At 62.1% G+C, this 25496-nt stretch carries 28 protein-coding genes; 19 read left to right on the forward strand and 9 right to left on the reverse strand.

The annotated features are described in order from the left end of the window. On the reverse strand, positions 1-704 hold a 704-nt coding region (locus tag JHD64_RS09915; RefSeq protein WP_199053135.1), incomplete at its 3' end, for a sigma-54-dependent Fis family transcriptional regulator. 44 nt (positions 705-748) lie between these two features. Then, the gene (locus JHD64_RS09920; RefSeq protein ID WP_059287055.1) at positions 749-1957 is read right to left on the reverse strand and encodes an acyl-CoA dehydrogenase family protein; all 1209 of its coding nucleotides are present in this window, start codon (positions 1955-1957) and stop codon (positions 749-751) included. Between the two features lie 120 nt (positions 1958-2077). On the opposite strand from JHD64_RS09920, the gene JHD64_RS09925 reads away from it, so the two are divergent. The 3 genes from JHD64_RS09925 (at position 2078) to ribB (ending at position 4236) form a co-directional block, all read left to right on the forward strand. Next, positions 2078-2272, forward strand: a complete 195-nt coding sequence (locus JHD64_RS09925) for a hypothetical protein (RefSeq protein ID WP_199053136.1) — start codon at positions 2078-2080, stop codon at positions 2270-2272. A 93-nt stretch (positions 2273-2365) separates the two neighbouring features. Further along, positions 2366-3547, forward strand: a complete 1182-nt coding sequence (locus tag JHD64_RS09930) for an acyl-CoA dehydrogenase family protein (RefSeq protein WP_199053137.1) — start codon at positions 2366-2368, stop codon at positions 3545-3547. Positions 3548-3555: 8 nt separating this feature from the next. Then, positions 3556-4236, forward strand: coding sequence for a 3,4-dihydroxy-2-butanone-4-phosphate synthase (ribB, locus tag JHD64_RS09935; protein WP_199053138.1), 681 nt, complete (start codon positions 3556-3558; stop codon positions 4234-4236). A 32-nt stretch (positions 4237-4268) separates the two neighbouring features. On the opposite strand, the gene JHD64_RS09940 is transcribed toward ribB, so the two are convergent. Further along, positions 4269-4553 (reverse strand): hypothetical protein, encoded by a 285-nt coding sequence (locus JHD64_RS09940; protein ID WP_199053139.1) that lies wholly within the window; start codon positions 4551-4553, stop codon positions 4269-4271. 26 nt (positions 4554-4579) lie between these two features. Here JHD64_RS09940 and JHD64_RS09945 point away from each other — a divergent pair, with 26 nt between their 5' ends. Together JHD64_RS09945 and JHD64_RS09950 are read left to right on the forward strand one after the other, a co-directional pair. Continuing rightward, positions 4580-5515 (forward strand): TauD/TfdA family dioxygenase, encoded by a 936-nt coding sequence (locus JHD64_RS09945; RefSeq protein WP_199053140.1) that lies wholly within the window; start codon positions 4580-4582, stop codon positions 5513-5515. A gap of 198 nt (positions 5516-5713) precedes the next feature. Then, positions 5714-6349 (forward strand): peroxiredoxin, encoded by a 636-nt coding sequence (locus tag JHD64_RS09950; protein ID WP_199053141.1) that lies wholly within the window; start codon positions 5714-5716, stop codon positions 6347-6349. Between the two features lie 53 nt (positions 6350-6402). Here JHD64_RS09950 and JHD64_RS09955 read toward each other — a convergent pair whose 3' ends face one another. The 4 genes from JHD64_RS09955 to JHD64_RS09970 all read right to left on the reverse strand — a co-directional run bounded on the left by JHD64_RS09955 (position 6403) and on the right by JHD64_RS09970 (position 10159). Next, positions 6403-6702 carry a hypothetical protein gene (locus tag JHD64_RS09955; protein ID WP_199053142.1) on the reverse strand — a complete coding sequence of 100 codons (300 nt, stop codon included), beginning with the start codon at positions 6700-6702 and terminating at the stop codon, positions 6403-6405. Positions 6703-6714: 12 nt separating this feature from the next. Next, entirely contained in the window at positions 6715-7947 is a 1233-nt protein-coding gene (locus JHD64_RS09960) for an acyl-CoA dehydrogenase family protein (protein ID WP_199053143.1), read from the reverse strand. 67 nt (positions 7948-8014) lie between these two features. Next, positions 8015-9271 (reverse strand): SfnB family sulfur acquisition oxidoreductase, encoded by a 1257-nt coding sequence (locus tag JHD64_RS09965; protein WP_199053144.1) that lies wholly within the window; start codon positions 9269-9271, stop codon positions 8015-8017. Between the two features lie 159 nt (positions 9272-9430). Continuing rightward, positions 9431-10159, reverse strand: coding sequence for a GntR family transcriptional regulator (locus JHD64_RS09970; protein WP_199053145.1), 729 nt, complete (start codon positions 10157-10159; stop codon positions 9431-9433). Between the two features lie 212 nt (positions 10160-10371). Between JHD64_RS09970 and ssuD the strand changes: the two genes are divergently transcribed. From ssuD to JHD64_RS10040, 14 genes are all read left to right on the forward strand, one after another. Then, on the forward strand, positions 10372-11523 hold the full coding sequence (gene ssuD / locus JHD64_RS09975; protein ID WP_199053146.1) for an FMNH2-dependent alkanesulfonate monooxygenase: 1152 nt from the start codon (positions 10372-10374) through the stop codon (positions 11521-11523). After that, a complete protein-coding gene (locus JHD64_RS09980) occupies positions 11520-12362 on the forward strand; it encodes an amidohydrolase family protein (RefSeq protein WP_199053147.1) in 843 nt (280 codons plus the stop codon). The genes ssuD and JHD64_RS09980 overlap by 4 nt, the downstream gene beginning before the upstream one ends. Positions 12363-12399: 37 nt before the next feature. Further along, positions 12400-13362 carry a sulfonate ABC transporter substrate-binding protein gene (locus JHD64_RS09985; RefSeq protein ID WP_059286528.1) on the forward strand — a complete coding sequence of 321 codons (963 nt, stop codon included), beginning with the start codon at positions 12400-12402 and terminating at the stop codon, positions 13360-13362. Positions 13363-13397: 35 nt separating this feature from the next. Then, the gene (locus JHD64_RS09990; RefSeq protein WP_199053148.1) at positions 13398-13577 is read left to right on the forward strand and encodes a hypothetical protein; all 180 of its coding nucleotides are present in this window, start codon (positions 13398-13400) and stop codon (positions 13575-13577) included. An 87-nt stretch (positions 13578-13664) separates the two neighbouring features. Further along, the gene (gene msuE / locus JHD64_RS09995) at positions 13665-14246 is read left to right on the forward strand and encodes an FMN reductase (protein ID WP_199053149.1); all 582 of its coding nucleotides are present in this window, start codon (positions 13665-13667) and stop codon (positions 14244-14246) included. Between the two features lie 55 nt (positions 14247-14301). Then, a complete protein-coding gene (sfnG, locus tag JHD64_RS10000) occupies positions 14302-15405 on the forward strand; it encodes a dimethylsulfone monooxygenase SfnG (RefSeq protein ID WP_199053150.1) in 1104 nt (367 codons plus the stop codon). Positions 15406-15419: 14 nt separating this feature from the next. Further along, positions 15420-16595, forward strand: a complete 1176-nt coding sequence (locus JHD64_RS10005) for an AMP-binding protein (RefSeq protein ID WP_199053151.1) — start codon at positions 15420-15422, stop codon at positions 16593-16595. A 22-nt stretch (positions 16596-16617) separates the two neighbouring features. Next, positions 16618-17400: an ABC transporter ATP-binding protein gene (locus JHD64_RS10010; protein ID WP_199053152.1), complete on the forward strand. Its 783-nt coding sequence runs from the start codon at positions 16618-16620 to the stop codon at positions 17398-17400. 79 nt (positions 17401-17479) lie between these two features. Continuing rightward, positions 17480-18361, forward strand: coding sequence for a branched-chain amino acid ABC transporter permease (locus JHD64_RS10015; protein ID WP_178973244.1), 882 nt, complete (start codon positions 17480-17482; stop codon positions 18359-18361). A gap of 11 nt (positions 18362-18372) precedes the next feature. Next, positions 18373-19440, forward strand: coding sequence for a branched-chain amino acid ABC transporter permease (locus tag JHD64_RS10020; RefSeq protein WP_199053153.1), 1068 nt, complete (start codon positions 18373-18375; stop codon positions 19438-19440). 62 nt (positions 19441-19502) lie between these two features. Next, entirely contained in the window at positions 19503-20837 is a 1335-nt protein-coding gene (locus tag JHD64_RS10025; protein ID WP_199053154.1) for an ABC transporter substrate-binding protein, read from the forward strand. Positions 20838-20920: 83 nt separating this feature from the next. Continuing rightward, a complete protein-coding gene (locus JHD64_RS10030) occupies positions 20921-21676 on the forward strand; it encodes an ABC transporter ATP-binding protein (protein ID WP_199053155.1) in 756 nt (251 codons plus the stop codon). Positions 21677-21900: 224 nt separating this feature from the next. Then, complete coding sequence (locus tag JHD64_RS10035) at positions 21901-22962, forward strand: isopenicillin N synthase family oxygenase (RefSeq protein ID WP_199053156.1); 1062 nt, start codon at positions 21901-21903, stop codon at positions 22960-22962. Then, entirely contained in the window at positions 22959-23738 is a 780-nt protein-coding gene (locus tag JHD64_RS10040) for a MetQ/NlpA family ABC transporter substrate-binding protein (protein ID WP_199053157.1), read from the forward strand. The genes JHD64_RS10035 and JHD64_RS10040 overlap by 4 nt, the downstream gene beginning before the upstream one ends. Positions 23739-23975: 237 nt before the next feature. On the opposite strand, the gene JHD64_RS10045 is transcribed toward JHD64_RS10040, so the two are convergent. Next, positions 23976-24740 (reverse strand): amino acid ABC transporter ATP-binding protein, encoded by a 765-nt coding sequence (locus JHD64_RS10045; protein ID WP_199053158.1) that lies wholly within the window; start codon positions 24738-24740, stop codon positions 23976-23978. Continuing rightward, positions 24737-25417: an amino acid ABC transporter permease gene (locus JHD64_RS10050; RefSeq protein ID WP_110313329.1), complete on the reverse strand. Its 681-nt coding sequence runs from the start codon at positions 25415-25417 to the stop codon at positions 24737-24739. The genes JHD64_RS10045 and JHD64_RS10050 overlap by 4 nt, the downstream gene beginning before the upstream one ends. Positions 25418-25496 lie beyond the last annotated feature (79 nt).

The following is a 25496-nucleotide window of genomic DNA, read 5'->3' on the forward strand; positions in this document are numbered from 1 at the left end:
GGCCACGGGTGTTGCAGCAGCTTGCGCTCGGCATCGGCATGCAGGGCGACATCGCCATAGCCCAGGCGCTGGCGGTATTCGTCCACAAAATGCCGGGCCAGCGGCAGGATGTCGCCGGGGCGGTCGCGCAGGGCAGGCAGGGCCAGATGGGCCACCCGCAGGCGGTAGAACAGGTCCTCGCGAAAATGTCCGGCAGCCACGGCTTCTTCCAGCCGCACATTGGTGGCGGCAATCACCCGCACATTGATGGGAATGGGTTTGCGCGAGCCCAGTCGCACCACCTCGCGCTCCTGCAGGATGCGCAGCAGCTTTACCTGAATGTTCAGCGGCAAGTCGCCGATTTCATCCAGAAACACCGTGCCGCCATTGGCGGCCTCGAACCAGCCGGGTTTGGCGGCAAAGGCACCGGTAAATGCGCCTTTTTCATGGCCGAACAGTTCGCTTTCCACCAACGATTCGGAAAACGCGCCGCAATTGACCGCGACAAAGGGTTGGTCGGCCCGTTGGCTCAGCGCGTGCACATGACGGGCAATCAGCTCCTTGCCGGTGCCGGTTTCGCCGATGATCAGCACATTGGCGTCGCTGGGGGCAATCAGCTGTATCCGGGAAAGCAGGGCGGTGGATTGCGGGTCCTCGAACACTTGTGCCGTGGCGCGGATGGAGGTAGTCAGGCTTTGCCGGTTCGGCAGGGTGATCAGGGGCATGGCCGGGCCTTGTGCTGGCTCGGCCCTGCGGGCCGATGCGGGTTTCAGGAATAAAACGTCGGTGTCGGATAGTTGCGAATCAAAGCCCATTCCCCTAACTCCTTTAATTTGTAATCAACCGGATCGTGCAAGGTGTGGGTGCGCAAATTACGCCAGTGCCGGTCCAGACGCAGTCCGGCATGGGTGGCGCGCGCGCCGGTAACCTCGAACATCTGACAGGCCAGGTTCAGGCCCATCCGGGTGGCGGCCACCTTGGCCGCGGCAATGTGCATGGCCACTTCGCCACGCTCGTCCTGTGTCAGTGCCTCACCCCGTGCCAGCGCCGCCACCATGCTGTTGCCGGCACGGTCGGTAAGGGCGCGTACGCTTTCCAGACCCACCCAGAACTCGCCGTAATGGCCCAGGATGTAGGGGTCTTCGTGGGTGTGGTCCACCTGTGCCGCCCGCCAGGGGCGCGCCTCGTGCAAGGTGTAGTGCCGGGCTTCCTCGAATGCGCCTTCGGCAATGCCCAGATAGATATTGGTGAGGATCAGCTGCGCCAGCAGTGGCCGCAGGCAGGAGCGTGGCGTGGTGAGCGGGCCGGGCTGGTCCAGCACTTCATTATTTTCAATGCGTACTTTCTCGAAATTCACGCTGCCGCTGTCGGTCTGGCGCTGGCCGATATTGTTCCAGTCCTGCTGCACGCTGATGCCGCTGCGGCCGGTGGGAATGGCCGCCACCACCAATTGCCCGCTGTGCTGCTGACGGGCGGAAACCACCAGCATTTGCGAATCCAGCGCGCCGGAGCAAAAGCTTTTCTGCCCGGAAAACTCGTACCAGCCGTCAAAGCGGCGGCTGATGGTGCGCTCATCCAGCGGGTTGAGGGCATTGCCCCAGAACCAGTTTTGCCGGGTGGTGATTTCATGCCAGGGTTGCCATTGTTCCGGCTGGCCGAACAGCTCCACAGTGGCCAGCATCAGGTGATGAAAGGCAAACACATGGGCCACCGAACTGTCGGCCTTGGCAAATTCGCGCACCACCAGCAGGGTTTGCTGCCAGTTGGCGCCCAGGCCACCCAGCTCGCTGGCAATGGACAGGCCCAGCAGCCCGCTGGCGCGAATGGCATCGCGTTCTGCCTTGGGCGTGCCGCCGGCGTGGTCGCGCTCTGCTGCGGTAGCTGCAAACTGGGCAGCCAGTTGCTGCGCCAGCAGCAGGGCCGAAGCCGGAGTGCTGGCGGTGGGCGAGGGTGCCAGCAGGTGGTGGGGCAGGTTCAAGCGTTCATCCTTTTATACGGTGTGCTGTGTGGCATATTGATGACAGTTTTAACCGTGCCAATCAGTTGCTGTAAACCAAGGATTTATCAGGAATATATGCACAAATCGAATTAGCCGGGGATGGCGACCAATATCCGTTTTTTGAATGGTGCTGCTGTTGCAGCACCGTGTTTATTGGCTGCTGCGTACGCAGCAGCGCTGATGAATGAATTGCTGCTGCAGCAGCAATATCTGGCCGGATTCAGCATGAATAAGGCTGAATTGCCTGGCATGCAATCTGCTAATGCCTATCTGGCAAAACCGCACCCGGTTTAATTTCAGCCGCAGGTAATCTCATGCTTATTCATTTATTCAGCAGCAAAAATGTTTCATCTGGCCGCCAGCAGCACTGCCAGAGCGGGAGGGGACATGACTAGCCAGCCCCTTGCTCCGGATAGCCCGCTGGCCATTGCCCGCGAACTGGCCAGCCGTTTTGCCCGCACGGCCATTGCGCGTGACCAGCAAGGTGGCACCCCCAAGGCCGAACGCGATGCATTGCGCGACAGCGGCCTGCTTGGCCTGATCATTCCGCGCGAATTTGGCGGACTGGGCGAAAGCTGGAGCACTACCTTGCAGATTGTGCGTGAACTGGCACGGGTGGATAGCTCGGTAGCCCATGTGTTTGCCTTTCAGCACTTGCTGCTGGCCACTGCCCAGTTGTTCGGGCGGCCCGACCAGTGGCAGCCCTGGTTCGAGCAAACCGTGCGTGAGCGCTGGTTCTGGGGTAATGCACTCAACCCGCTGGATACCCGCACGCTGGCCACGCCGGATGGCGACGGTTATCGCTTTCATGGTGACAAGAGCTTCTGCTCCGGCGCTACCGACTCGGACATGCTGCTGGCTTCGGCCTTGCGCGCCGGGCAGGGTGGTTTGCTGATTGCCGTCATCCCCACCGCTCGGGAAGGCGTGCACATTCATCAGGACTGGGACAATATCGGCCAGCGCCAGACCGATAGCGGCTCTGCCCGTTTCGAGCAGGTGCGGGTGAGGGCGGATGAATTGCTGCTGCAACCCGGCCCGCTATCCACGCCACGCGCCTGCCTGCGTCCGCTGATTGCCCAGCTGATTCTCACCAATATCTATCTGGGCATTGCCGAAGGTGCGGTGGCCGAAGCCCGGCGCTACACGCTGGAGCAGCGCCGCCTGTGGCCCGCATCGCTGGCGACAACTGCCAGCAAGGACCCTTACACCCTGCTGCATTACGGCGAATTTCAGGCCGTACTGGAAGGTGCGCGTGTGCTGGCCGACCACGCGGGTCGCCAGCTGGATGAAGCCTGGCAGCGGGGCGAGGCGCTGGATGAGGCAGGCCGCGGCCAGCTGGCCTTGCAAATTGCCGCCGCCAAGGTGCATGCCAGCCGCAGCGGGCTGGATCTGACCAGCCGCATTTTCGACGTAACCGGCGCACGCGCCACCAGCGCTGCGTTGCGGCTGGACCGCTTCTGGCGCAATTTGCGCGTGCACAGCCTGCACGACCCGCTGGATTACAAGCTGCAAGAGCTGGGTGACTGGGCACTGAATGGCCAGTACCCGACCCCCTCGTTTTATTCCTGAGACCCAAGATGACCCAGAACCTGCAAGCAGTTGAAGACGATTTTGACAGTGTGGAACAAGCCATTGCCGCCATTGCCGCCGGTGGCTTTGCCGTGGTGGTGGACGATACCGACCGTGAAAACGAAGGCGACCTGATCATCGCTGCCGAGAAAATCACCGCAGCGCAGATGGCCTTCCTGGTGCACTACAGCAGTGGCGTGGTGTGCGTGGCGCTGACCGGCGAGCGGCTGGACCAGCTGCAACTGCCGCTGATGGTGAGCAGCAATAATGAATCGCAGCGCACCGCATTCACCGTGACCGTGGACTATCTGCACGGCACCAGTACCGGCATCAGCGCGGCCGACCGCGCCGCCACGTTGCGGGCATTGGCGGACAGCCGCATTCCGGCCAGCGACTTTGCCCGGCCGGGGCATATTTTCCCCTTGCGCTATGCGCCGGGCGGGGTGCTGGCGCGTCCGGGTCATACCGAGGCGGCACTGGATCTGTCGCGGCTGGCCGGACTGGCCCCGGCAGGGGTGCTGTGCGAAATCGTCAATGACGATGGCAGCATGGCGCGCCGCCCGGAATTGCTGCACTTTGCCCGTCAGCATGGCCTGCCCATCATCACCATTGCCGACCTGATTGCTTATCGCGAGCGAACCGAAATGGCGGCGCTGGCCGCCGCTGTGCCTGAGGGCGTGCCAGCCTGATCCGGTCTGGCCGGTATGCTTTATCACACCCGCTACGGCGGGTGTTTTTGTTTTGATGCCGCGCCGCTGATGCGGCTCTGCCCCTGCATCGGGCTGCCATATGACCACAAGGCTTGTGCGCGGTCAGTTTGCTGGCGGCGACGGTGACTGCGATTTTCTCCATCCGCAGCATGCTCTGGCTGCAAGGCTGAGCCAATAACCCTTGCGACAGCAGGAATAAGCAATCCGGTTTTTCTTGGTTGGGAATGTGGACATGGTTTTTTATTATCCATTGCATGCACATGGTTATGTCCTGTCATGACAGGCCGTGTTTTCATTCCCCTTGCTTTGAGAGGCTGCCAGGATGAGCTTTTATCAGGATTACAACGACAAGCTGGCCATTGAGGGCTGGAACACCCGCGAACTGACCCAGTACCAGACCTTCGACCTCAAGCGGCTGTCCCCGGCCCTGGGGGCGGAAATTCTTGGTGTGGACCTCAGCCAGCCACTGCCGCCTGCCCAGCTGGCAGAAATCCGCCAGGCGCTGACCGAACATCTGGTACTCACCTTTCCCGGCCAGGCCATCAATGCCGAGCAACACAAGGCATTTGGCCGTCTGTTTGGCAGCCTGCACCAGCATGTGCTGGGCGACAGCACCCAGCTGACTGCACGCAGTGGCGATGCGGAAATCCTGGGCTGGAAAACCGGCCGCACCACCCGTTACACCGCAGGCGATGCCTGGCATAACGATGTTTCTTGCGACCCGCATCCGATCTGGGCGTCCTTGCTGCGCGTCACCCGCCTGCCGGAAGTCGGCGGTGGTGATACCGCTTTTGCCAACCTTTATCTGGCTTACGAGTCCTTGTCCGAGCCCATCAAGCAACTGCTGCTGGGGCTGACTGCGGTACATGACGGGCGGGAGGGATGGAGTAATGGCTATGGCGCCGAACCCAAGCCCGGTCAGGTATTCAATGCCAGCGAACACCCGGTGGTGGCAAAACATCCGCTCAGTGGTCGCCCCTTTTTGTTTGTCAATGAAGCGTTTACCTCGCACATCGTGCAGCTGAGCCGTGCCGAAAGCGATGCGCTATTGCAGCTGTTGTATCGCCATATCGAAAAACACCAGTCCTTCCAGGCGCGCATTCACTGGCAAGCGGACATGCTGCTGTTGTGGGACAACTGGGCCACCCAGCACCACGCCATCTGGGATTACTACCCCTTCGAGCGCTGGGGTGAGCGCGTGTCGGCCTATCTGGAGCACGGCCCGCAGCCTGCCGGCACCATCATCAGCCAGCAGTAGTCGGCGCCGTTTGTATCTCCACCAGGGGCAGTCCGCAGGGGCTGCCCCTGTTTCTGTGTAAACCACGCGGCTTATGCAGCTTTGCGCTGGCTTATCCAGCCATGGCTTGATAAGCAACGCAGTTTTCCTTGGTTCACGGCCGCTGTGGCAGTGCTTACAGTAAGCCCATCACGCAATCACACCATAAAGGAAAGCAGCATGACTCTGCGACTTGGCGACCTTGCTCCGGATTTCCGCCAGCAATCCACCATTGGCGAACTGAACTTCCATCAGTGGAAGGGTGACAGCTGGGCCGTGCTGTTTTCCCACCCGGCCGACTACACCCCGGTGTGCACCACCGAACTGGGTGCCACGGCCAAGTTGCAGCAGGAGTTTGCCCGCCGCAATGTCAAGGTGCTGGCGCTGTCGGTAGACCCGGTGGAAGCCCACCATGGCTGGATTGCCGATATCAACGACACCCAGCAGACCAAGGTGAATTTCCCCATCGTGGCGGATGCCGACCGCAAGGTGTCCGAGGCCTACGACCTGATTCACCCCAATGCCAGCAGCACCCATACCGTGCGTTCGCTGTTCATTATCGATCCCGCACACAAGGTGCGGTTGATCATTACCTATCCGGCCAGTACCGGCCGCAATTTTGCCGAAATCCTGCGGGTGATCGACTCCCTGCAACTGACCGACCACCACAGCGTGGCCACGCCAGCCAACTGGCAGCAGGGTGAGGAAGTGGTGATCGTGCCATCGCTGCAGGATGAAGCACTGATCCGTGAAAAGTTTCCCCGGGGCTACCGTGCCGTACGGCCCTATCTGCGCCTGACGCCGCAGCCGGTTTGATGTGTTGTCTGTAGTTCCGTTGTCTCTGTTTCTCCTTCTTGCATGTCTCTTCTTCATGCCGGGTCTGTTGACCCGGCTTTTTTTTGTGCCGGCGCAGATGTGGCTGCAAAACCTGCTGCAAGTGGCGGGCAGGAATCTGCAGGAAAAATCCCCATGGATGGGGATGTGTCAGGATGGTGTTTGCCAGTTGATGCGTTATTTGTTGCCAGGATTTCTGTGATGGCGGTGACATTGGCGGCGTCAAGCTGCAGGGCCTGTTCTGTACCGGTTTTCTGCTCATGGATTAGCGCTGCAGATTTTACGGATGACATCCATGCAAAAGGCCCGCAAACGCGGGCCTTGTCATTGTCCAACGCACAAAACCATCAGGCCTTGCCGCGGCCAATCTGCCAGACATAAGGCGGTTCGGTGCCGTTGATGGCCCAGTCACCGGCAATGCGCGCCTTGTAGATCAGCGGATTGTGTGAAGCCACGGTGCGGGCATTGCGCCAGTGGCGATCCAGCAGCAGTTCGGCACGGGCCGACGATGCACCCAGGGCATTGAACAGCTGGGTGGATGCACGCAATACCAGTTCGGATACCACGATCTGTGCCTTGCCCGATTCCAGCTCGGCGTCGATATTGGCCTCGCGTTCGCGCGCGGCGTCGTTGCCAAAGCGGGCTTCGTAAGCGCGCTGGGCCGGCTGGGCGGCGCGAATGGCGGTGGCTTCGGCGGCATAGGCCAGCGCGGAGATTTCACCCACCACCTGCTGGATTTGCGCATCCTGACTTACGCTAGTGGCATTGCCGGTGCTGAACACGCGCTTTCTGTCGCGCACCTGCTGCGCCACATCGCGTTCCACCGCCTTGCCGATGCCGGCCAGCACCGCCAGCAGTACCAGCTGGTAGAAGGCGGTCTGGTATTTGAAGCGGCTGGCAAAGTCGATCAGGTTTTCCGCTTCCACCGTCACGTTTTCAAACACGGTGCTGCCGCTGCCGGTGGTGCGCTGACCAAAGCCGTCCCAGTCGTCGCTTTGCGTCACGCCGGGGTCGCTGGTGCGGATGGCGGCAATCACGTCCTGGTTGCTGCCATCCACCTGGGCGTAAACGTCGATCCAGTCGGCAAAAATGCTGCCGGTGCTGTAGAACTTGCGGCCATTGAGCAGCAGTTTGTCGCCCTGGCGGCTGACGCGGGTAATGACCTCACCCACGGCGACCTCGCCGATTTCGGTCCAGGCATTCCCGACAATTTCTCCGGCGACAAAACGCTTGAACCAGACTGCGCGTTCCGGGCTTGCCGGGGCGTTCAGGCGGTCTTCGACAAAGGCGAAATGGCCGCGCAGCGCTTGCGGCAGGTTGGAATCGGCGGTGGCCAGTTCCACCAGCAGCTGGAACAGCTGCGGCAGCGAGGCACCGGCACCGCCATATTGCTTGGGCACGCGCACCGCGCCAAAACCGGCCTGTTTCAGCCAGTTGATCGGCTCGTAGGGCAGCTTGCGTTCGCGTTCGCGTTGCAGGGCGGTCTGGGCGATTTCGGCAAAGATGGGGCGAAAGCGCTGGGCCAGGGTTTCGTAGTCGGTGCCGGTGGACAGGTCGTCCGGCAGGGTGTGTTGGCTCATGGTTGTTTCCTGTTTGGCGATTGGGCGAATACCGGCAGTGCTGCACTGCCGCACTGCCGGTGATGGCTTAGTTCCACGGATGGCGCGGCGGCGCGATGTGGTTCAGGTAGTAGTTGCCGATGTGGAAGTATTTCCAGCGCACCGGGTCGTGCAGGGTGTGCACGCGGGCATTGCGCCAGTGGCGGTCCAGGTTGTGGGCAATCAGCGTGGCGCGGGTGCCTGCCAGTTCGAACAGCTTGTTGCTGGCCTCGATGGCAATTTCAGTGGTTAGCACCTTGGCTTCGGCGGTGGCAACGGTGGCCAGTGCCACGCTGCTTTCATCCGGCTGGGCCAGTGCGGCGTCGATCAGGCGGCCAGCCTTTTCCAGCAGCGCCTCGGCAGCATGCAAGCGGATTTCCAGCAGGCCGATGGCGGAGACGGTAAACGGGTCGTCAGCGGCCTTGTCCTTGCCGCTATCCAGCCAGGGGCGGCTTTGCGAACGGATGAACTCGATGGTGTCGGCCAGCGCGGCGCGGGCGATGCCGCCGTCAATGGCGGCCTGGATGATTTGCGACACCGGCCCGGCCACGGTGGGAGTGTCGAAGACGGCAATCGGCAGCACGCGGCTGGCCGGTACCCGTACCTGTTCAATCTTCACGCCGCCGGAGGCAGTGGTGCGCTGGCCAAAGCTGGACCAGTTGTTGATCACGCTCAGCCCCGGCGTGTCGCGGTCGGCAAATACCAGTGCGCCCAGGCCGTCTTCACCCACCGCCACGATGGGCACGATGTGCGCCAGCAGCGCGCCGGTGGTGTAGAACTTCTCGCCATTCACCACGGCGGTATCACCATCGAGGGCATAGCGGGTTTCAAACGCGGCCACGGTCTTGCTGTTGAGTTCGGAGAAGGCATTGCCAAAGCGGTAGCCCTGCAGCACCAGGCCGAACAGTTCCTGCTTTTGTGCCTCGCTGCCATCCAGTGCGATATGCAGGTTGATGGCCAGATGGTTCTGGGTGATCTGGGCGATGCTGGAGTCGGCTTCGGCAATGATCTTGATCACCTCGGCCAGCGTGGCGTAGGACACGCCAGCGCCGCCATAGGCCTTGGGCACATTGATGCCCCACAGCCCGCTTTGCGAGTAGGCGTCCACTTCGGCCAGCGGCAGCAGGCCTTCGCGGTCGCGCAGGGCGGCACCCTGGGCAAAGCGGATGGCCAGCTGACGCGCCACGGCGATGGCTTCGGCATCGTCACGGATGATGTGCGCCGGGGTGGTGGGGCGCGGGCGGGCGGCGAAAGGCTCGGGAGAGTTGACACGAACGGCAGCTTGCTCGCTCAGGGAGGTCGTCATCGCGTTTCCTTGTGTAAGTCCGGATAACCGGGGATGTCACAGGAATGGCAATAAGCGTGCCTGACAAAAAGCGTGGTTTTGCGCCGTTAAACACGGCTTTTTGCTGTAAATCAGCACAACGGTGCTGGCTGGCTGCTGCCAGCGCAGCAGGGTGTTGGCTTAGTTGCGCTCCACCCGCAGCTGGTAGCGGAAGCGGTCGGCACGGTAGCGGATGAAGTCCAGCTCCAGCCCGGCGCCATCGGCACCACGGGTCATGCGTTGCAGCGCCAGCAGAGGTGCTCCTGTGCTGACGTCCAGCAAGCTGGCTTCTTCTGCGCTGGCCAGTGTGGCTTCTATGCTGAGGTCGGCATGGCCCAGCGGCAGGCCGTAGTCGTTTTCCAGAATGTGAAACACATCACGGCTGGCCAGGTCTTCCCGCGCCAGCCGCAAGCCCAGCTCCTGGGTGAAGTAACTGATGTCCAGCGACACCGGCAGATTGTCCAGATAGCGCAGGCGGCGCAGCTCCACCATGGGTGTACCTACCGCCACGCCAAAGGCCAGCGCCACGGTTTCGCTGGCGGGCAGGGTTTGCAGGCTCAGCACCCGGTTGCAGGCGGCGTAGCCCTGACTATGCATGGCCTCGGCAAAGCCTTGCAGCCGGGTAAGGGTCTGCACGGGTTTGCTCTTGGCTACATAGCAGCCTTTGCCGGCAATGCGGAAGATCATGCCTTCCTGTTCCAGCGCGCCCAGCGCATGGCGTACGGTAATGCGGCTGACGCCAAAGCTTTCCATCAGCTGTTTTTCCGATGGCAGTTTGTCGTGCTGGCCATAATGGCCGCTGAGAATCTGGCTGCGCAGGCTTTCGCGGATGCGGGCATGCAGCGCCTGGGGCGTGGCTAATGTGGTCATGAGCGGGCAGGGCTTGATTGGATTGCGCCGAGTATAAGCCCAAATGCCGGGCAAGCTGTCATGACAGGTTATGACTTAAATTGATTTGCTTTGCTGTTTTCCTTGGTTCGTGCAGTGCAGGGCGCTGACTAGAATCGGCCCATCACCTTCATGCCACAGCCGCCAGTCCGGTGCGCTGCGGCGTCATGCAATCTGCCAGCAAAGGAAGCAGCATGAGTCTCGACATTTTCTGGTTTCTGCCGACCTCCGGCGATACCCGTTATCTGGGCCAGTCCGGCTCCGGCCGCGCCGTCAGCAACGAATACCTGCGGCAAATTGCCGTGGCGGCGGACAATCTGGGTTACGACGGCATCCTCATTCCCACTGGCAGCGGCTGCCTGGACCCGTGGGTCACCGCCTCCAGTCTGGTGCCGGTGACCAGCCGGCTGAAGCTGTTGGTGGCACTGCGCACCGCGCTGACCAAGCCCACCGCTGCCGCGCGTATGGCCGCCACGCTGGACCAGGCCAGCAATGGCCGTCTGCTGCTGAATGTGGTGGCGGGGGGCGATTCGGCCGAACTGGCCGCCGACGGCATTTTCCTCGATCACGACCAGCGTTACGAAGAAGCCAGCGAATTCCTGCATATCTGGAAACGCCTGCTGGCAGGCGAAACCGTCAGCTACGCCGGTAAATACCACACGGTGGAAAACGCGCAGAACTTCTTCGAGCCGGTACAGAAACCGGCACCTCCCTTGTACTTTGGCGGCTCGTCCAATGCCGCGCACGACCTGGCGGCCGAGCATGTGGAAGCCTACCTTACCTGGGGCGAGCCCCCGGCCGCCGTGGCCGAGAAGATTGCCGATGTACGCGCCCGCGCCGCCAGACTGGGCCGCACCGTGCGCTTTGGCGTGCGCCTGCATGTGATTGTGCGCGAAACCACCGAGCAAGCCTGGGCGGCGGCCAATGCGCTGATCAGCCATCTGGATGACGAAGTGATTGCCAAGGTGCAGCAGCGTTTTGCTGCAATGGATTCCGAAGGCCAGCGCCGCATGGCCGCGCTGCACGGTGGCAAGCGTGACCAGCTGGAAGTCAGCCCCAATCTGTGGGCCGGTGTCGGCCTGGTACGTGGCGGTGCCGGTACTGCGCTGGTGGGCGATGCACAAACCGTGGCCGCGCGGCTGAAGGAATATGCCGACCTGGGCGTGGACAGCTTTGTCCTGTCCGGCTACCCGCATCTGGAAGAAGCCTACCGCTTTGCCGAACTGGTGTTCCCGCTGTTGCCGGGCAAGCGCTGGGTGTATGGCGACGACCGCGTGCAGACCGGCGGGCCGTTTGATGCCAGCACCGTGGTGCAGAAAACCGTGGCCGAAACGGAGGCGGCATGAAGGTGATCGACATGCGTTGCAGGCCTGCCTTCCTGCACGACTTCTTTGGTGCCTCGCCCGGCACGCAGGCTTACGAAGCCGCGCGCTGGCTCAACCGCCGCGTGGGTTCGCGTGACGACCAGCACTTTGTCTCCTCGCTCACCCAGCAGGGTTTTCTGGATGAAGTGGAAAACGCTGGCCTCAGTCACGCAGTGGTGGTGGGGCGGCATACGCCGGGCCAGCACCTGCCCAACGACACTATCCATCAGATCGTTCATGGCCATGAGCGCCTGCTGGGCATTGCCGGGGTGGACCCGGCCTTGCAGGGCGAACAGGCGGCAGTGGCCGAGGTGGAACGCGCCATCCAGCAACTGGGCCTGGCCGGTATTGATATCGAACCGGGCTTTGGCGTGCCGGCGCGCCAGCCGGACGATGCGGTGTACTACCCCATCTATGAAACCTGCGCCGCGCTGGGCGTGCCTGCATTCCTGATGTCCGGCCCCACCACGCCGGACCCGCGCTTTAACGACCCCGCCGGGGTGGCACGGGTGGCGGCGGATTTCCCGCATTTGCCCATTGTTTGCTACCACGGCTACTGGCCGCGCGTGGCGGAGATTGTCGGCATTGCCTTCCGTCACGAAAACGTGCTGGTGGTGCCGGACATGTACCAGTTCCTGCCCGGCAGCCAGCTGTATATCGAGGCGGCCAACGGCTTCATGGCCGACCAGCTGCTGTTTGGTTCGTCCTATCCCTTCCGCCCCATCGGCCAGTCGATAGACGACCTGCACGGTCTTGGCCTGCGGCCCCATGTGCTGGACAAGGTGTTGTACGGCAATGCCGCCCGCCTGTTCGGCCTGTAAAACCAGAGACTCATACTGCAAACAACAAGGAATCGTGATGCAACACTTCAACCCCACCCGTCGTCGTGTACTGGGCCTGCTGGCTGCTGCCGGCCTTGCGCTGTCTTCGCTGTCTGCCACCGCGCTGGCTGCAGGCAGCGACACGCTGAATATCGGTTATCAGAAATACGGCACGCTGGTGCTGCTGAAAGCGCAGGGCACGCTGGAAAAACGCCTGGCCCCGCTGGGCGTCAAGGTGAAATGGGCGGAATTCCCCGGCGGCCCGCAGCTGCTGGAAGCGCTGAACGTGGGTAGCGTGGACCTGGGCACCACCGGTGAAACCCCGCCCATCTTTGCCCAGGCAGCCGGTGCCGACCTGTTGTATCTGGCCAATGAACCGGCCGCACCGGAAGGCGAGGCCATTGTGGTGGGCAAGGATTCGCCCATCCGCAGTGTGAAGGACCTCAAAGGCAAGCGCGTGGCGCTGAACAAGGGCTCCAATGTGCACTATCTGCTGGTGCGTGCGCTGGAAAAAGCCGGGCTGAAATACGAAGACATCACCCCGGTATTCCTCAACCCGGCTGATGGCCGCGCCGCCTTCCAGCAGGGCAGCGTGGATGCCTGGGTGATCTGGGACCCCTTCCTGGCCGCTGCCGAGAAGCAACTGAATGCCCGCCAGCTGGCGGACGGCAAGGGCATTGTCAACAACACCCAGTTCTACCTGGCACGCAAGCCTTATGTGGCCAGCAATCCCAAAGTCATCAAGGTGGTGCTGGAAGAACTGCAACGGCTGGATGCCTGGGGCAAGAGTCATATCCCGGAAGTTGCGGCCGAGCTGTCCAGCCAGATCGGCCTGGACAAGGACATTGTGCAGGTGGCTGCCAAACGCTCCGGCTATGGCGTGAAGCTGCTGGATGGCAAGGTGGTGGCCGAGCAGCAGCGCATTGCCGACACCTTCTTCAAGCTGAAGCTGATTCCCAAGCCGCTGGTGGTGAAGGATATCGTGTGGGACGGCAAATAAGCTGAAGCCAGACCGGTCTGACAACCGTCTTCATCATGAAAAGCACACCCTATGGGGTGTGCTTTTTTGTATTCGAAACAAGCGGCAGAGGATTGAGATTGATGTTTTTTGCATATCAGCAATCCTGCTTTGTTTTGCATGGTTTTGCCGGTGCTGCCCAGGCAGCAGTCGGTCAGCATGCTGGTGCGGCAGCAGCAGTTGCCAGACAGGTCTAATTTTATGCAAGTAATTGAAATATAAGGAATATAAAGCTGGCACGCTTGCTGCTATGTATCAGGAGAACCCTGATGATGGAGCAAGCCATGAGCCACTCTTTTAATGTTGTTGCCGTCTCCGGCAGCCTGCAGCGCCCCTCGCGCACCCTGGCGCTGGTGCAGGCCGTGCTGGCGGAATTGTCCGGTCATTTGCCAGTTGAGGCCCGCGTGATCGAACTGGGCGAGCTGGCCCCGCACTACGGTGGCGTCACCCGTCCGGCGGATTTGCCGGAATCCGTGCGGGAAGCCATTCAGGCGGTGGAGCAGGCCGACTTGCTGATTGTCGCCAGCCCGGTTTACCGCGCCAGCTACACCGGCCTGTTCAAGCATTTCTTTGACTTTGTGCATCACGAAGCGCTGTTCGACCTGCCGGTGCTGCTGGCCGCCACCGGTGGCAGCGAGCGCCATGCGCTGGTGATCGAACATCAGCTGCGCCCCTTGTTCAGCTTCTTTCAAGCGCAAACCCTGCCGCTGGGTATCTACGCCGCCGAGGCCGACTTTACCGACTACCAGGTCAGCGCTAGCGCCTTGCAGGTACGGATCCGCCTGGCGGTGGAACGTGCCTTGCCGCTGATCAGTCATCGCCAGCCGCTGATTGCCAGCACAGATGCTGTCGCTTCCCCTGTTTGAATCAAGCCCGTCTTGCCCACTTTGAATTGCCTACTTTAACTCGCGGAGAAATCACATGAGCCAAGCACATAACGCCATCAAGTTTGCCTACTGGGTACCCAATGTCAGCGGTGGCCTGGTGGTCAGCAAGATCGAACAGCGCACCAGCTGGGATATCGACTACAACCGCAAGCTGGCGCAAATCGCCGAGAAGGCCGGCTTTGAATACGCGCTGTCGCAAATCCGCTTTACCGCCGGTTATGGCGCGGAATACCAGCACGAGTCGGTTTCCTTCAGCCATGCGCTGTTGGCCGCCACCGAAAAACTGCGTGTGATTGCCGCCATTCTGCCCGGCCCGTGGACCCCGGCGGTGCTGGCCAAGCAGATTGCCACCATCGACCACCTCACCGGTGGCCGCGTGGCAGTGAATATTGTTTCCGGCTGGTTCCAGGGCGAATTCACCGCCATTGGCGAACCGTGGCTGGAGCATGACGAACGCTATCGCCGTTCGGAAGAATTCATCCGCGTGCTCAAGGGCATCTGGACCCAGGACAACTTCAGCTTCAAGGGCGACTTCTACCGCTTCAGCGACTACACCCTGAAGCCGAAACCGCTGCAACAGCCGCACCCGGAAATCTTCCAGGGTGGCAGCTCGCGTGCCGCGCGTGACATGGCTTCACGTGTGTCCGACTGGTACTTCACCAACGGCAATACCGTGGAAGGCATCAAGGCGCAGGTGGACGACATCCGCGCCAAGGCAGCAGTCAACGGCCATCAGGTCAAGATTGGCGTCAACGCCTTCATCATTGCCCGCGATACCGAAGAAGAAGCCCGCGCCGTGTTGGCCGAAATCATCGACAAGGCCGACCCGGAAGCCGTGAACGCTTTTGGCGATGCGGTGAAGCAGGCCGGTCAGGCCAGCCCGGAAGGCGAGGGCAACTGGGCCAAGTCCACCTTTGAAGACCTGGTGCAGTACAACGACGGCTTCAAGACCAATCTGATTGGCACCCCGCAACAGATTGCCGAGCGCATCGTCGCCCTGAAGGCCGTGGGTGTGGACCTGGTGCTGGGCGGCTTCCTGCACTTCCAGGAAGAAGTGGCCTACTTTGGCGAAAAAGTGCTGCCGCTGGTGCGTGAGCTGGAAGCGCGCGCCAAAGAGCACGAAGCCGTAGCCGCCTGACAGGAGCAAGGGTGATGAAGCGACATCAGGAAGCACCGCTGCCCGGCAGCGCCGGCCTGCCAGCCTGGCTGGCATGGCAGGCCGACCAACAGCCGCAGGCCATTGCCTTGCGCCACAAGCGGCTGGGTATCTGGCAGCAATGGCGCTGGGCCGAGCTGCAGCAGCAAGTGGCCGCACTGGCGGCTGGTCTGGCTGCGCAAGGCTTTGCGGCCGGGCACAGCCTGGTGTTGCTCAGTCATCCGCGCCCCGAAGTGCTGTTGCTCAGCCTGGCGGCGCAGTGGCTGGGCGGGGAGGCGGTCGCGCTGGACCCGCAACAGCCGGTGCGTGACTTGCAGGCCATCCTGCTGCATTTACAGCCGCGCTGGCTGCTGGTGGAGGATGCCGAGGCCCTGCACAGCCTGCCGCGTGATTTGCCCAGCCCCGCGCTATTGCTCTACGCCGAAGGGCGTGGCTTGCAGCAGCGGGTAGGGCCGGGCTGGCAGGCGGTTGCGCAGTTGCAGCAAGCAGGCGCGGCCTTGCCTGCGCCCGCCTTGCTGGCCAGTAACAGCGCGGTGGCCTTCCGCTTCTGGCGGGTGGATGGCCGGGGCGAGCTGCAACAGCAGGCCTTGCAGCATGGCCATTTGCTGCAGGCGGGCAGCCAGCTGTTACAGGCCGAGGGCCTGACTGCCAATGAAGACGCCCTGGCCTCGCGTGCCTTTGCCAGTTCCGCCCAGGTGCGCTACCTGCTGGCACCGTGGCTGCAAGCCGGTTTCCGGCTGAATTTCCCGGAAAACCTTGCCACCCGCGACAACGACCGTCGCGAGCTGGGGCCCACCCTGGTGGGCGGTACGCGCGAAACCTACACCCGGCTGGAGCAACTGGCGCGCAGCCGCCTGCCACCCACCGGCAGCTGGCAACGCGCGCTGGTGGACCGGGTGCTGCAACCCGATGCCGGGCGCTTCTGGCGCTGGGCCGGGCATTACAGCGTGATTCGTCCGCTGCGCGATGTGCTGGGCTTTAGCCGCACGCGGGTGCCGTTGCTGCTGGGTGCGCCGCTGGCGGAAAACACCCGCCACTTCTTTGCCGTGCTGGGGGTGGAGGTGCGCAACTGGCCGGATAGCGGTGAATGGCAGCAAAGAGCGCTGCAGCCAGAACCGGAAGGCAGCACGCAGCAATGGCGGCCTTCCGCTACGCCTCCCCTGCAAGCCTGAATCAAGAAATGGAAACAACACTATGTCCCAGACCGTAGCGCCCTTGCTGAGCCTGTCGCACATCTCCCTGAGCTTCAAGGGTGTCAAGGCGGTGACCGACATCGGCTTTGACGTGGCCGAAGGGGAAATCTGCGCCTTGATCGGCCCCAATGGCGCGGGCAAAAGCTCCTTGCTCAATGTCATCAACGGTGTGTATCAGCCGCAGCAAGGGGAAATCCGTTTTGCCGGTCGCGCCCGCCGCGCCATGCAGCCGCACGAGGCTGCGGTGGCAGGCATTGCCCGCACCTTCCAGAACATTGCCTTGTTCAAGGGCATGAGCGTGCTGGACAACATTCTCACCGGCCGCAACCTGGCCAGCCGCAGCAGCTGGCTGGAGCAGGCCTTCCGTGTAGGCCGTGCGGTGGCCGATGAAGAAGCCCAGCGTGCGGTAGCCGAGGAGGTGATTGCCTTTCTGCGCCTGCAAGCCTGGCGGCACATCCCGGTGGGCCAGCTGCCTTATGGCCTGCAAAAGCGGGTGGAGCTGGGGCGGGCGCTCGCGGCCCGGCCACGCCTGCTGTTGCTGGATGAGCCCATGGCCGGGATGAACCGCGAGGAAAAGCGCGAGATGAGCCAGTTCATCCGCGAGGTCAACCAGGTGTTCGGCACCACCATCGTGCTGATCGAGCACGACATCGGCGTGGTGATGGAACTGTCCGACCACGTGGTGGTGCTGGACTACGGCCGCAAGATCGGCGATGGCGAGCCCGAAGCCGTGCGTGCGCTGCCCGAGGTGATTGCCGCGTATCTGGGCCAGCAACGCCACTAAAGCCTGTTTTCTGATCCGTATCCACCTTGTTCCCGGCGGGATTTTCGCGCGGGGCGGGGACCTGTAAGGGGGCTGTCTGATGTCGTTTTTCATGGAAGTACTGCTCGGCGGCTTGCTGGCCGGGGTGATGTACTCGCTGGTGGCCATCGGTTTCGTGCTGATTTACAAGGCCAGCGGGGTCTTCAATTTTGCCCAAGGCTCGATGGTGCTGTTTGCCGCGCTCACCTTTGTCAGCCTGCTGGAACGCGGCCTGCCGTTCTGGCTGTCTTTTGTCATCAGCCTATTGTCCATGCTGCTGCTGGCGCTGTTGCTGGAGCGGCTGGTGCTGCGCCATCTGGTGAACCGGCCACCCATCACCCTGTTCATGGCCACGCTGGGCCTGAGCTATGTGGTGGAAGGTGTGGCCCAGGCGCTGTGGGGCGCACAGGTGCACGGGCTGGACCTGGGCATCGAGGACACGCCGCTGGAGCTGGGCGGCCTGATGCTGTCGCGCTTCGACCTGTTTGCCGCCGCTAGCGCCGGGCTGTTGGTGCTGCTGCTGTCCTTGCTGTTCAACAAGACCCGCATCGGCCTGTCGCTGCGCGCAGTGGCGGACGACCAGCTGGCCGCGCTGGCAGTGGGCATCCGCCTGCAACGCATGTGGGTGCTGGTATGGGCGGTGGCCGGGCTGGTGGGACTGGTGGCCGGACTGTTATGGGGCGCGCGGCTTGGGGTGCAGTTTTCCCTGTCGCTGATCGTGCTCAAGGCCTTGCCGGTGCTGATTATCGGCGGCTTTACCTCGATAGGCGGCGCCATTGTCGGCGGGCTGATTGTGGGGGCCAGCGAAAAACTGGCGGAAGTGTATCTGGGGCCGCTGCTCAGCGGTGGCATTGAAAACTGGTTTCCCTATGTGCTGGCGCTGCTGTTCCTGCTGCTGCGTCCGGCAGGCTTGTTTGGCGAACGCGCCATTGAACGGGTGTAAGGAGAATACGCATGTTTTATCAGGAATCCGGGCAATTCAGCACCCGCTACCGGCAGGATGGCCGCGCACTGCGGCTATGGCAGCAGCGTGCCGCGCTGTGGGTCTTGCTGCTGCTGGCCTTCGGCCTGTTGCCCTTCATTGGCAACGACTACTGGTTCAGCGCCATTCTGATTCCGTTTCTGGTGTTGTCGCTGGCCGGGCTGGGGCTGAACCTGCTTACCGGCTATGCCGGCCAGCTGTCGCTGGGTTCGGCCGCCTTCATGGCGGTGGGGGCGTTTGCCAGTTACAAGCTGCAATTCCTGCTGCCGGGCCTGCCGCTCTTGCTCAGCTTTGTCGCCGGTGGCGTGGTGGCCGCGGCAGTGGGGGTGGTGTTCGGCCTGCCCAGCCTGCGCATCAAGGGCTTTTATCTGCTGGTGTCCACGCTGGCGGCACAGTTCTTTGTCGAGTGGCTGCTCACCAAGTTTGCCTGGTTCTCCAACGGTAACGAATCCGGCGTCATCACCGCGCCGCCGCTGCTGGTGGCCGGTCACGATTTTGGCAGCCCGGCCGGACGTTATCTGCTCACCCTCAGCGTGGTGCTGCCGCTGTTTGTGCTGGCGGCCAATCTGGTACGCAGCAGCCTGGGCCGCAACTGGATGGCGGTGCGCGACATGGATACTGCCGCCGCTGTCATCGGCATCCCCATCCTGCGCACCAAACTGCTGGCCTTTGCCATCAGCTCTTTCATCCTGGGGGTGGCCGGTTCGCTGTGGGCGTTTACCTATCTGGGCACGGTGGAGCCGCACGGCTTTGATCTCAGCCGGTCGTTTCAGGTGCTGTTCATCATCATCCTGGGCGGCATGGGCAGCATTCTGGGCAATTTCCTGGGCGCGGCCTTCATCGTGCTGCTGCCCATCGTGCTGTCCATCCTGTCCGGCAGCTTGCTCAGCGGCGTGCTGCCTGCCGGGCAGCTGGAGAACCTGCAAAAAATCATCTTCGGCGTGCTGATCATCCTGTTCCTGATCAAGGAGCCGGACGGCCTGGCGCGGCTGTGGCAAGGCTGGCGCGCCCGCGCCCGGCTGTGGCCACTGCGTTTCTGAGCGTTTTTGTCTTGTTGTTTCCGTTAGCAGTTTCGTCTACTGAACCAGGGAGTTTACCCATAATGAAAAATCATCTGCACACACTGAAAGGGGCGGTCGTACTGGCCTTGGGCCTGGCGGCAGCATCGGCCACGGCACAGGCGGGCGGCGAGCAGTATTTCCCGCTGCAAAGCTACCGCGTGGGGCCGTATGCGGCTGGCGGCACCGGCTTTTTCGGTGGCTTTATCGATTACCTGCAGTACGTGAATATCAAGGAAGGCGGCGTCAACGGCGTCAAGCTGACTTGGAGCGAGTGCGAAACCGAATACGTGGTGGAAAAAGGGGTGGAGTGCTACGAGCGCCTGAAAAAAGGCCTGAACGGTGCACCGGCTGCTGCTACCAACCCGCTGTCGGTAGGCATTGCCTATGCCACGCTGGAGCGCTCCACCGCCGACAAGCTGCCGCTGATCACCATCAACCACGGCCGTACCGACTCCACCGACGGCAGCGTGTTTCCCTATGTGTTCCCGCTGCAGCTGAACCCGTATTCCGAGGTGTCGGCCATCATCAACTACATCGGCCAGAAATCCGGTGGCCTTGCCAAGCTGAAGGGCAAGAAGATTGCCGTGCTCTACCACGGTTCGCCCTATGGCAAGGAAACCAACCCCATCCTGGAGCTGCTGTCGAAGAAATACGGCTTCCAGCTGGTGTCGCTGGAAGTGCCGCATCCGGGTAACGAGCAGCAGTCGCAGTGGCTGACCATCCGCCAGCAAAAACCGGACTGGGTAATCCTGCGCGGCTGGGGTGTGATGAACCCGGTGGCACTGAAAACCGCGCAGAAAACCGGTTATCCGGCAGACCACATCATCGGCAATATCTGGAGTAATTCGGAAGAAGACGCCGCCCCGGCCGGTGCCGCTGCCAAGGGTTTCATCTCCATCACCACCCACCCGTCCGGCACCCAGTTCCCGGTGTTGCAAGGCATCAAGAAAACCGTGCTGGATGCCGGCAAGGGCAATCTGGCCGATGCCAAGCGCTTTGGCACGGTGTATTACAACCTGGGCGTGGTGAACGGCATCCTGAACGTGGAAGCCGTGCGCCTGGCGCAGGCCAAGTTCGGCAAGAAACCGCTGACCGGCGAGCAGGTGCGCTGGGGCTTCGAGCACCTGCACTTTGACGACAAGCGGCTGAAGGAAGTGGGCGCACTGGGCCTGTTGCAACCCTTGCAACTGAGTTGCGCCGACCACGAAGGCGGCGGTGCGGTGCGCTTCCAGCAGTGGGACGGCCAGCAGTGGAAGGTGATTTCGCCGTGGGTACAGGCCGACCGCAAGCTGCTGCGCCCCATCATCGAGGACTCCTCGCACAAGTACGCCAAGGAAAAGGGCATCACCCCGCGCGATTGCAGCAAGGAATCGTGATGGCCTGAGCCCGTCCACGCCCGGCGCGGCTTGCTGCGCCGGGTTTTTGTCACCCGGTTTTTGACGGATTGCGGAGTTGAATCATGAGCCAGCCCTTACTACAGGTGGAAGGCATTCAGGTGGTGTACAACCAGGCCATTCTGGCCGTGGGCAGTGTTTCCTTGCAGGTGGACAAGGGGCAGATCGTGGCCTTGCTGGGTGCCAATGGGGCAGGCAAGAGCAGCACCCTCAAGGCCATTGCCGGCCTGGTGGCAGCCGAGCGCGGCTGCCTGCAGCAAGGGCGCATTGTCTATGCCGGGCAGGATGTCAGCCACACCGCGCCGCATGAGCTGGTGCAGCGCGGGCTGGTGCAGGTACTGGAAGGACGGCATTGCTTTGCCCACCTGAGTGTGGAAGAAAACCTGCTGACCGGAGCCTTCGTGCGCAAGCCCAGCCGTGCTGCCTTGCAGCAGGATCTGGAACGCATCTACCAGTATTTTCCACGGCTGAAAGAACGCCGCCGCTCGCAAGCGGGCTATACCTCGGGTGGCGAGCAGCAGATGGTGGCCATCGGCCGTGCACTGATGGCTGCACCACGGCTGGTGTTGCTGGATGAGCCATCCATGGGCCTGGCACCGAAAATCGTCGAGGAAATCTTCGAAATACTGCAGGCGCTGAACCGGCAGGAAGGGGTGAGCTTTTTGCTGGCCGAGCAGAACGCCAACCTGGCCTTGCATTACAGCCATCAGGCCTATCTGCTGGAAAACGGCCATGTGGCACTGTCGGGTAGTTCGGCCGAGCTGGCTGCGCGTGAAGACGTACACCAGTTCTATCTGGGTGGCAGTGTAGAGGCAGCCTGAGGGCAGGCTGTCACGGTCACATTCCAGCGCAGCCAGTACCGCTCGTTTTTATTCATCCTGCTTGTCCAGGCGGCACCGGCACGCCGTTGTTCAGGCAGGCACCGCCCTTGTCAGCCGCGCTGACGGCTTGATATTCAAATCAGTTTTTCTTGGTTCGCAATACCATTGGCATGGCATATCGTGAAGCTTCCCGGCACCCGGACGTGCCGTTTTACGGAGTTGTCATGCCAAGCCCTCTTGCCCTGCCTGTCATCGATTTCAGCCTGCTTGATGGCAGCGCCGAACAACGTCAGCAACTGCTGCAACAACTGCGTGGCGCAGCGCGCGATCACGGTTTCTTTTATCTGGTCGGCCATGGTATTGCCACTGACAAGGTGACGGCACTGCGTCAGGCCGCACGCGCATTCTTTGCCCTGCCGGAAGCCGACAAGCTGGCCATCGACATGGAAAACTCGCCGCATTTCCGTGGCTATACCCGTGCCGGTGAAGAACGCACCCGCGGCGCTGCCGACTGGCGCGAACAACTGGATATCGGCGCCGAGCGCCCTCCGCGGCCCGACCTGGCAGAGCAGGGCCCGTGGTGGCGTCTGCAAGGCCCCAATCAATGGCCGACAGCCTTGCCGCAACTCAAGCCGGTGCTGCTGGACTGGCAGCAGGAAACCACCCGTCTTTCCATCCGCCTGTTGCGTGCCTTTGCCGAAGCCCTGCAGCAGCCGGTCGACATTTTCGACGATGCTTTTGTCGAAGCCCCGGTTGAGCATCTGAAAATCATCCGTTATCCGGGCAGCCAGCAAGGCGCAGCCGGGCAGGGCGTGGGGCCGCACAAGGACGGCGGCTTCCTCACCCTGTTGCTGCAAGACGATAGCCAGGACGGCCTGCAAGTGGAAAACGAGCAGGGCTGGATTGATGCGCCGTCATTGCCGGGCAGTTTCATCGTCAATATCGGTGAATCGCTGGAAATGGCATCGGACGGTTATTTGCGGGCCAATGTGCATCGTGTGCTGAGCCCGCCAGAAGGCAAGGACCGCTTGTCCGTGGCCTTTTTCCTCGGCCCGCGGCTGGATGCCACCATTCCGTTGCTGCAATTGCCGGCACCGCTGGCCGCCGAAGCACGCGGCCCGGAGGCCGACCCGGACAACCCGCTGTTTTACCGTATTGGTGACAATTATCTCAAAGGACGGCTGCGCTCCCATCCCAAGGTAGCCGTCCGGCACCATGCCGACCTGCTTTCCCCGCAAGCATTGCAGGCAGCTTCCCTTCCCACCTCCGCAGGAGAATATGCATGAAACGCGCAACCCTCTGGCTGGCACTGTTCGGCCTGGCTACCAGCCTTACCGCCCACGCCGAAGTACTCACCATCGGTGCCGAAGCGGTACCGCATGCCGAGATTCTGGAACATGTGAAACCGGCGCTGGCCAAACAGGGCATTGAGTTGAAAGTGAAAGTGTTCAGCAATGGCCTGCAGGAAAACCTGGCAGTGGCCGGCAAGGAAATCGACGCCAACTACTTCCAGCACCAGCCCTTTCTGGATAGCTTCAACAAGTCCAAGGGCACCCGGCTGGTGAGCGTGGCGGCCATTCACGTAGAGCCGTTCGGCGCGTACTCGCACAAGGTCCGCAAGGTCAGCGAGCTGCCGGACGGTGCCACCATCGCCATTCCCAACGACCCGTCCAATACCGGCCGCGCCTTGCTGCTGCTGCACAAGCAGGGCCTGATCAGCCTGAAGGATCCGGCCAACATCCTGTCCAGCGCGCGTGACATCAGCAGCAACCCGCATCATTTCAAGATCAAGGAACTGGAAGCCGCCACCCTGCCACGGGTGCTGGACCAGGTGGACATTGCGCTGATCAATACCAACTACGCGCTGCAAGGCGGGCTGAAACCCAAGCGTGATGCGCTGTTCAGCGAAGGTAGCCAGTCGCCCTACGCCAATATCATCGTCTCGCGCGAGGACAACCGCAGCAGCCCGGCGCTGAAAAAACTGGTGGCGGCGCTGTCCACCGACGATGTACGCCAGTTCATCGACCAGCGTTATCAGGGTGCGGTGGTGCCGGTGTTCTGACACTGCTCCCTGATGCCAGCCTGGCTCTTCTCGCTTTCTGGACAGAAAGCGAGGCTCCCTTTCAGGGAAAGGGCGGGGGGATAGGGAATAGACGGGAAGGCTGCGGAATCAATCAGTGAGTCGAAAGGCCCGGCTTTGCCGGGTCCGGTACAAGCGCACCAAATCACTTGGTCAGCCGCAAGAAAGGCGTCCCCTCACGGCGGACGCCTTTGTCTTGTTTACCTGCGGTGCCAGGTTTTACCAGTCTTCCGGCAGGCCTTCCTTCAGCGTGGATACATAGCTGGCGGTACGCGGGTTTTGCGGCTGCAAAAACAACTGGCGGCTGCTGCCTTGCTCCACGATGCGGCCATCTTCCAGAAACACCACGGTGTCGGCCAGGGTGGCGGCCAGTCGCAGGTCGTGGGTGGCAATCAGCATGGTCATCTTGTTGGCAGCCAGTTGGCGCAGCACGGCCACCACTTCGCTGGCCAGCTCCGGGTCCAGTGCCGAGGTGGGTTCGTCACACAGCAGCAGGCCGGGGGACTGGGCCAGGGCGCGGGCGATGGCCACCCGTTGCTGCTGGCCGCCGGACAGGGTGCCGGGCCAGGCATCGGCCTTGTGCGCCATGCCCACTTGTTGCAGCAGCTCGCGGGCGCGGGCCTTGGCCTGGGCACGCGGCCACTTCTTCACCACCAGCAAGCCCTCCATCACATTTTCCAGCGCGGTGCGGTGCGGAAACAGCTGGAAGTTCTGGAACACCATGCCGGTTTGCAGGCGCAGGCGATGAATGTCCTGACGGCCCGGCTGGGCATGGCCATGGCCAAACTGCAGGCTGGCATCGTCCAGGGTAATCTGCCCGGCGCTGGGGGTCTCCAGCAGGTTGATGCAGCGCAGCAGGGTGCTCTTGCCACTGCCGGAGGGGCCGATCAGCGCCGTCACCTGGCCAGGTGCCACTTGCAGCGACACGTCCTTCAGCACGTGCTGGCTGCCAAAATGCTTGTCGATATTATGCAGTTGAATCATTTCGTCTCCTGGGCCTGGTGCAGGTGCTGGCCAAAGCGCGCTTCCAGCTTTTGCTGGCCGGCGGACAGCACGGAACTGAACGCGAGGTAGATCAGCGCGGTTTCGGTATACAGGATCAGCGGTTCATAGGTGACCGAGGCAATGCGCTGTGCGGCCTGGAAGATTTCCGGCACGGTCAGCACCGCGGCCAGCGAGGTGTCCTTGATCAGCGAGATGAAGGTATTGGCCAGGGGCGGCACGGCCACGCGGCTGGCCTGCGGCAGGATGGTGCGGCGCATGGCCTGGGCCCAGGTCAGGCCGATGGAATAGGCGGCTTCCCACTGGCCGCGCGGTACCGCCAGCAGGGCGGCGCGGATGACTTCCGAAGTATAGGCACCCACATTCAGCGAAAAGCCGATAACGGCTGCCGGCAGCGGGTCGAATACGATGCCGGCCTTGGGCAGGCCGTAAAAAATCAGGAACAGCTGCACCAGCAAGGGCGTGCCGCGAATCAGCCACACATAAAAGCGGAAGCCGTCTGCCAGCGGCCTGGGGCCATACAGCCGCACCAGCGCGGTGACAAAGCCCAGCGACAAACCACAGGCAAAGGACAGCAGGGTAAGCGGTACGGTGAATACCAGCCCGGCATACAGCAGCGGCGGCAGCGATTCCACCATCAGTTTCAACCATTCAGGCATGTGCCGACTCCATTATTGTTATCGTGTTGTGCAAAAAAACTTGCCCCGTAGGACGGGGCAAGCTGGCAAGTCCGGGGCG

The organism is Aquitalea sp. ASV15 (genome assembly GCF_016429115.1).
Lineage (GTDB): Bacteria > Pseudomonadota > Gammaproteobacteria > Burkholderiales > Chromobacteriaceae > Aquitalea > Aquitalea magnusonii.

What these genes read in the sequence shown, in the direction of transcription:
- JHD64_RS09925 (WP_199053136.1), top strand. Translation starts at nt 2,078, where the DNA reads ATGGCGACCAATATCCGTTTTTTGAATGGTGCTGCTGTTGCAGCACCG.
- JHD64_RS09930 (WP_199053137.1), top strand. Translation starts at nt 2,366, where the DNA reads ATGACTAGCCAGCCCCTTGCTCCGGATAGCCCGCTGGCCATTGCCCGC.
- ribB (WP_199053138.1), top strand. Translation starts at nt 3,556, where the DNA reads ATGACCCAGAACCTGCAAGCAGTTGAAGACGATTTTGACAGTGTGGAA.
- JHD64_RS09940 (WP_199053139.1), bottom strand. Translation starts at nt 4,553, where the DNA reads ATGAAAACACGGCCTGTCATGACAGGACATAACCATGTGCATGCAATG.
- JHD64_RS09945 (WP_199053140.1), top strand. Translation starts at nt 4,580, where the DNA reads ATGAGCTTTTATCAGGATTACAACGACAAGCTGGCCATTGAGGGCTGG.
- JHD64_RS09950 (WP_199053141.1), top strand. Translation starts at nt 5,714, where the DNA reads ATGACTCTGCGACTTGGCGACCTTGCTCCGGATTTCCGCCAGCAATCC.
- JHD64_RS09960 (WP_199053143.1), bottom strand. Translation starts at nt 7,947, where the DNA reads ATGAGCCAACACACCCTGCCGGACGACCTGTCCACCGGCACCGACTAC.
- JHD64_RS09965 (WP_199053144.1), bottom strand. Translation starts at nt 9,271, where the DNA reads ATGACGACCTCCCTGAGCGAGCAAGCTGCCGTTCGTGTCAACTCTCCC.
- JHD64_RS09970 (WP_199053145.1), bottom strand. Translation starts at nt 10,159, where the DNA reads ATGACCACATTAGCCACGCCCCAGGCGCTGCATGCCCGCATCCGCGAA.
- ssuD (WP_199053146.1), top strand. Translation starts at nt 10,372, where the DNA reads ATGAGTCTCGACATTTTCTGGTTTCTGCCGACCTCCGGCGATACCCGT.
- JHD64_RS09980 (WP_199053147.1), top strand. Translation starts at nt 11,520, where the DNA reads ATGAAGGTGATCGACATGCGTTGCAGGCCTGCCTTCCTGCACGACTTC.
- JHD64_RS09985 (WP_059286528.1), top strand. Translation starts at nt 12,400, where the DNA reads ATGCAACACTTCAACCCCACCCGTCGTCGTGTACTGGGCCTGCTGGCT.
- JHD64_RS09990 (WP_199053148.1), top strand. Translation starts at nt 13,398, where the DNA reads ATGAAAAGCACACCCTATGGGGTGTGCTTTTTTGTATTCGAAACAAGC.
- msuE (WP_199053149.1), top strand. Translation starts at nt 13,665, where the DNA reads ATGAGCCACTCTTTTAATGTTGTTGCCGTCTCCGGCAGCCTGCAGCGC.
- sfnG (WP_199053150.1), top strand. Translation starts at nt 14,302, where the DNA reads ATGAGCCAAGCACATAACGCCATCAAGTTTGCCTACTGGGTACCCAAT.
- JHD64_RS10005 (WP_199053151.1), top strand. Translation starts at nt 15,420, where the DNA reads ATGAAGCGACATCAGGAAGCACCGCTGCCCGGCAGCGCCGGCCTGCCA.
- JHD64_RS10010 (WP_199053152.1), top strand. Translation starts at nt 16,618, where the DNA reads ATGTCCCAGACCGTAGCGCCCTTGCTGAGCCTGTCGCACATCTCCCTG.
- JHD64_RS10015 (WP_178973244.1), top strand. Translation starts at nt 17,480, where the DNA reads ATGTCGTTTTTCATGGAAGTACTGCTCGGCGGCTTGCTGGCCGGGGTG.
- JHD64_RS10020 (WP_199053153.1), top strand. Translation starts at nt 18,373, where the DNA reads ATGTTTTATCAGGAATCCGGGCAATTCAGCACCCGCTACCGGCAGGAT.
- JHD64_RS10025 (WP_199053154.1), top strand. Translation starts at nt 19,503, where the DNA reads ATGAAAAATCATCTGCACACACTGAAAGGGGCGGTCGTACTGGCCTTG.
- JHD64_RS10030 (WP_199053155.1), top strand. Translation starts at nt 20,921, where the DNA reads ATGAGCCAGCCCTTACTACAGGTGGAAGGCATTCAGGTGGTGTACAAC.
- JHD64_RS10035 (WP_199053156.1), top strand. Translation starts at nt 21,901, where the DNA reads ATGCCAAGCCCTCTTGCCCTGCCTGTCATCGATTTCAGCCTGCTTGAT.
- JHD64_RS10040 (WP_199053157.1), top strand. Translation starts at nt 22,959, where the DNA reads ATGAAACGCGCAACCCTCTGGCTGGCACTGTTCGGCCTGGCTACCAGC.
- JHD64_RS10045 (WP_199053158.1), bottom strand. Translation starts at nt 24,740, where the DNA reads ATGATTCAACTGCATAATATCGACAAGCATTTTGGCAGCCAGCACGTG.
- JHD64_RS10050 (WP_110313329.1), bottom strand. Translation starts at nt 25,417, where the DNA reads ATGCCTGAATGGTTGAAACTGATGGTGGAATCGCTGCCGCCGCTGCTG.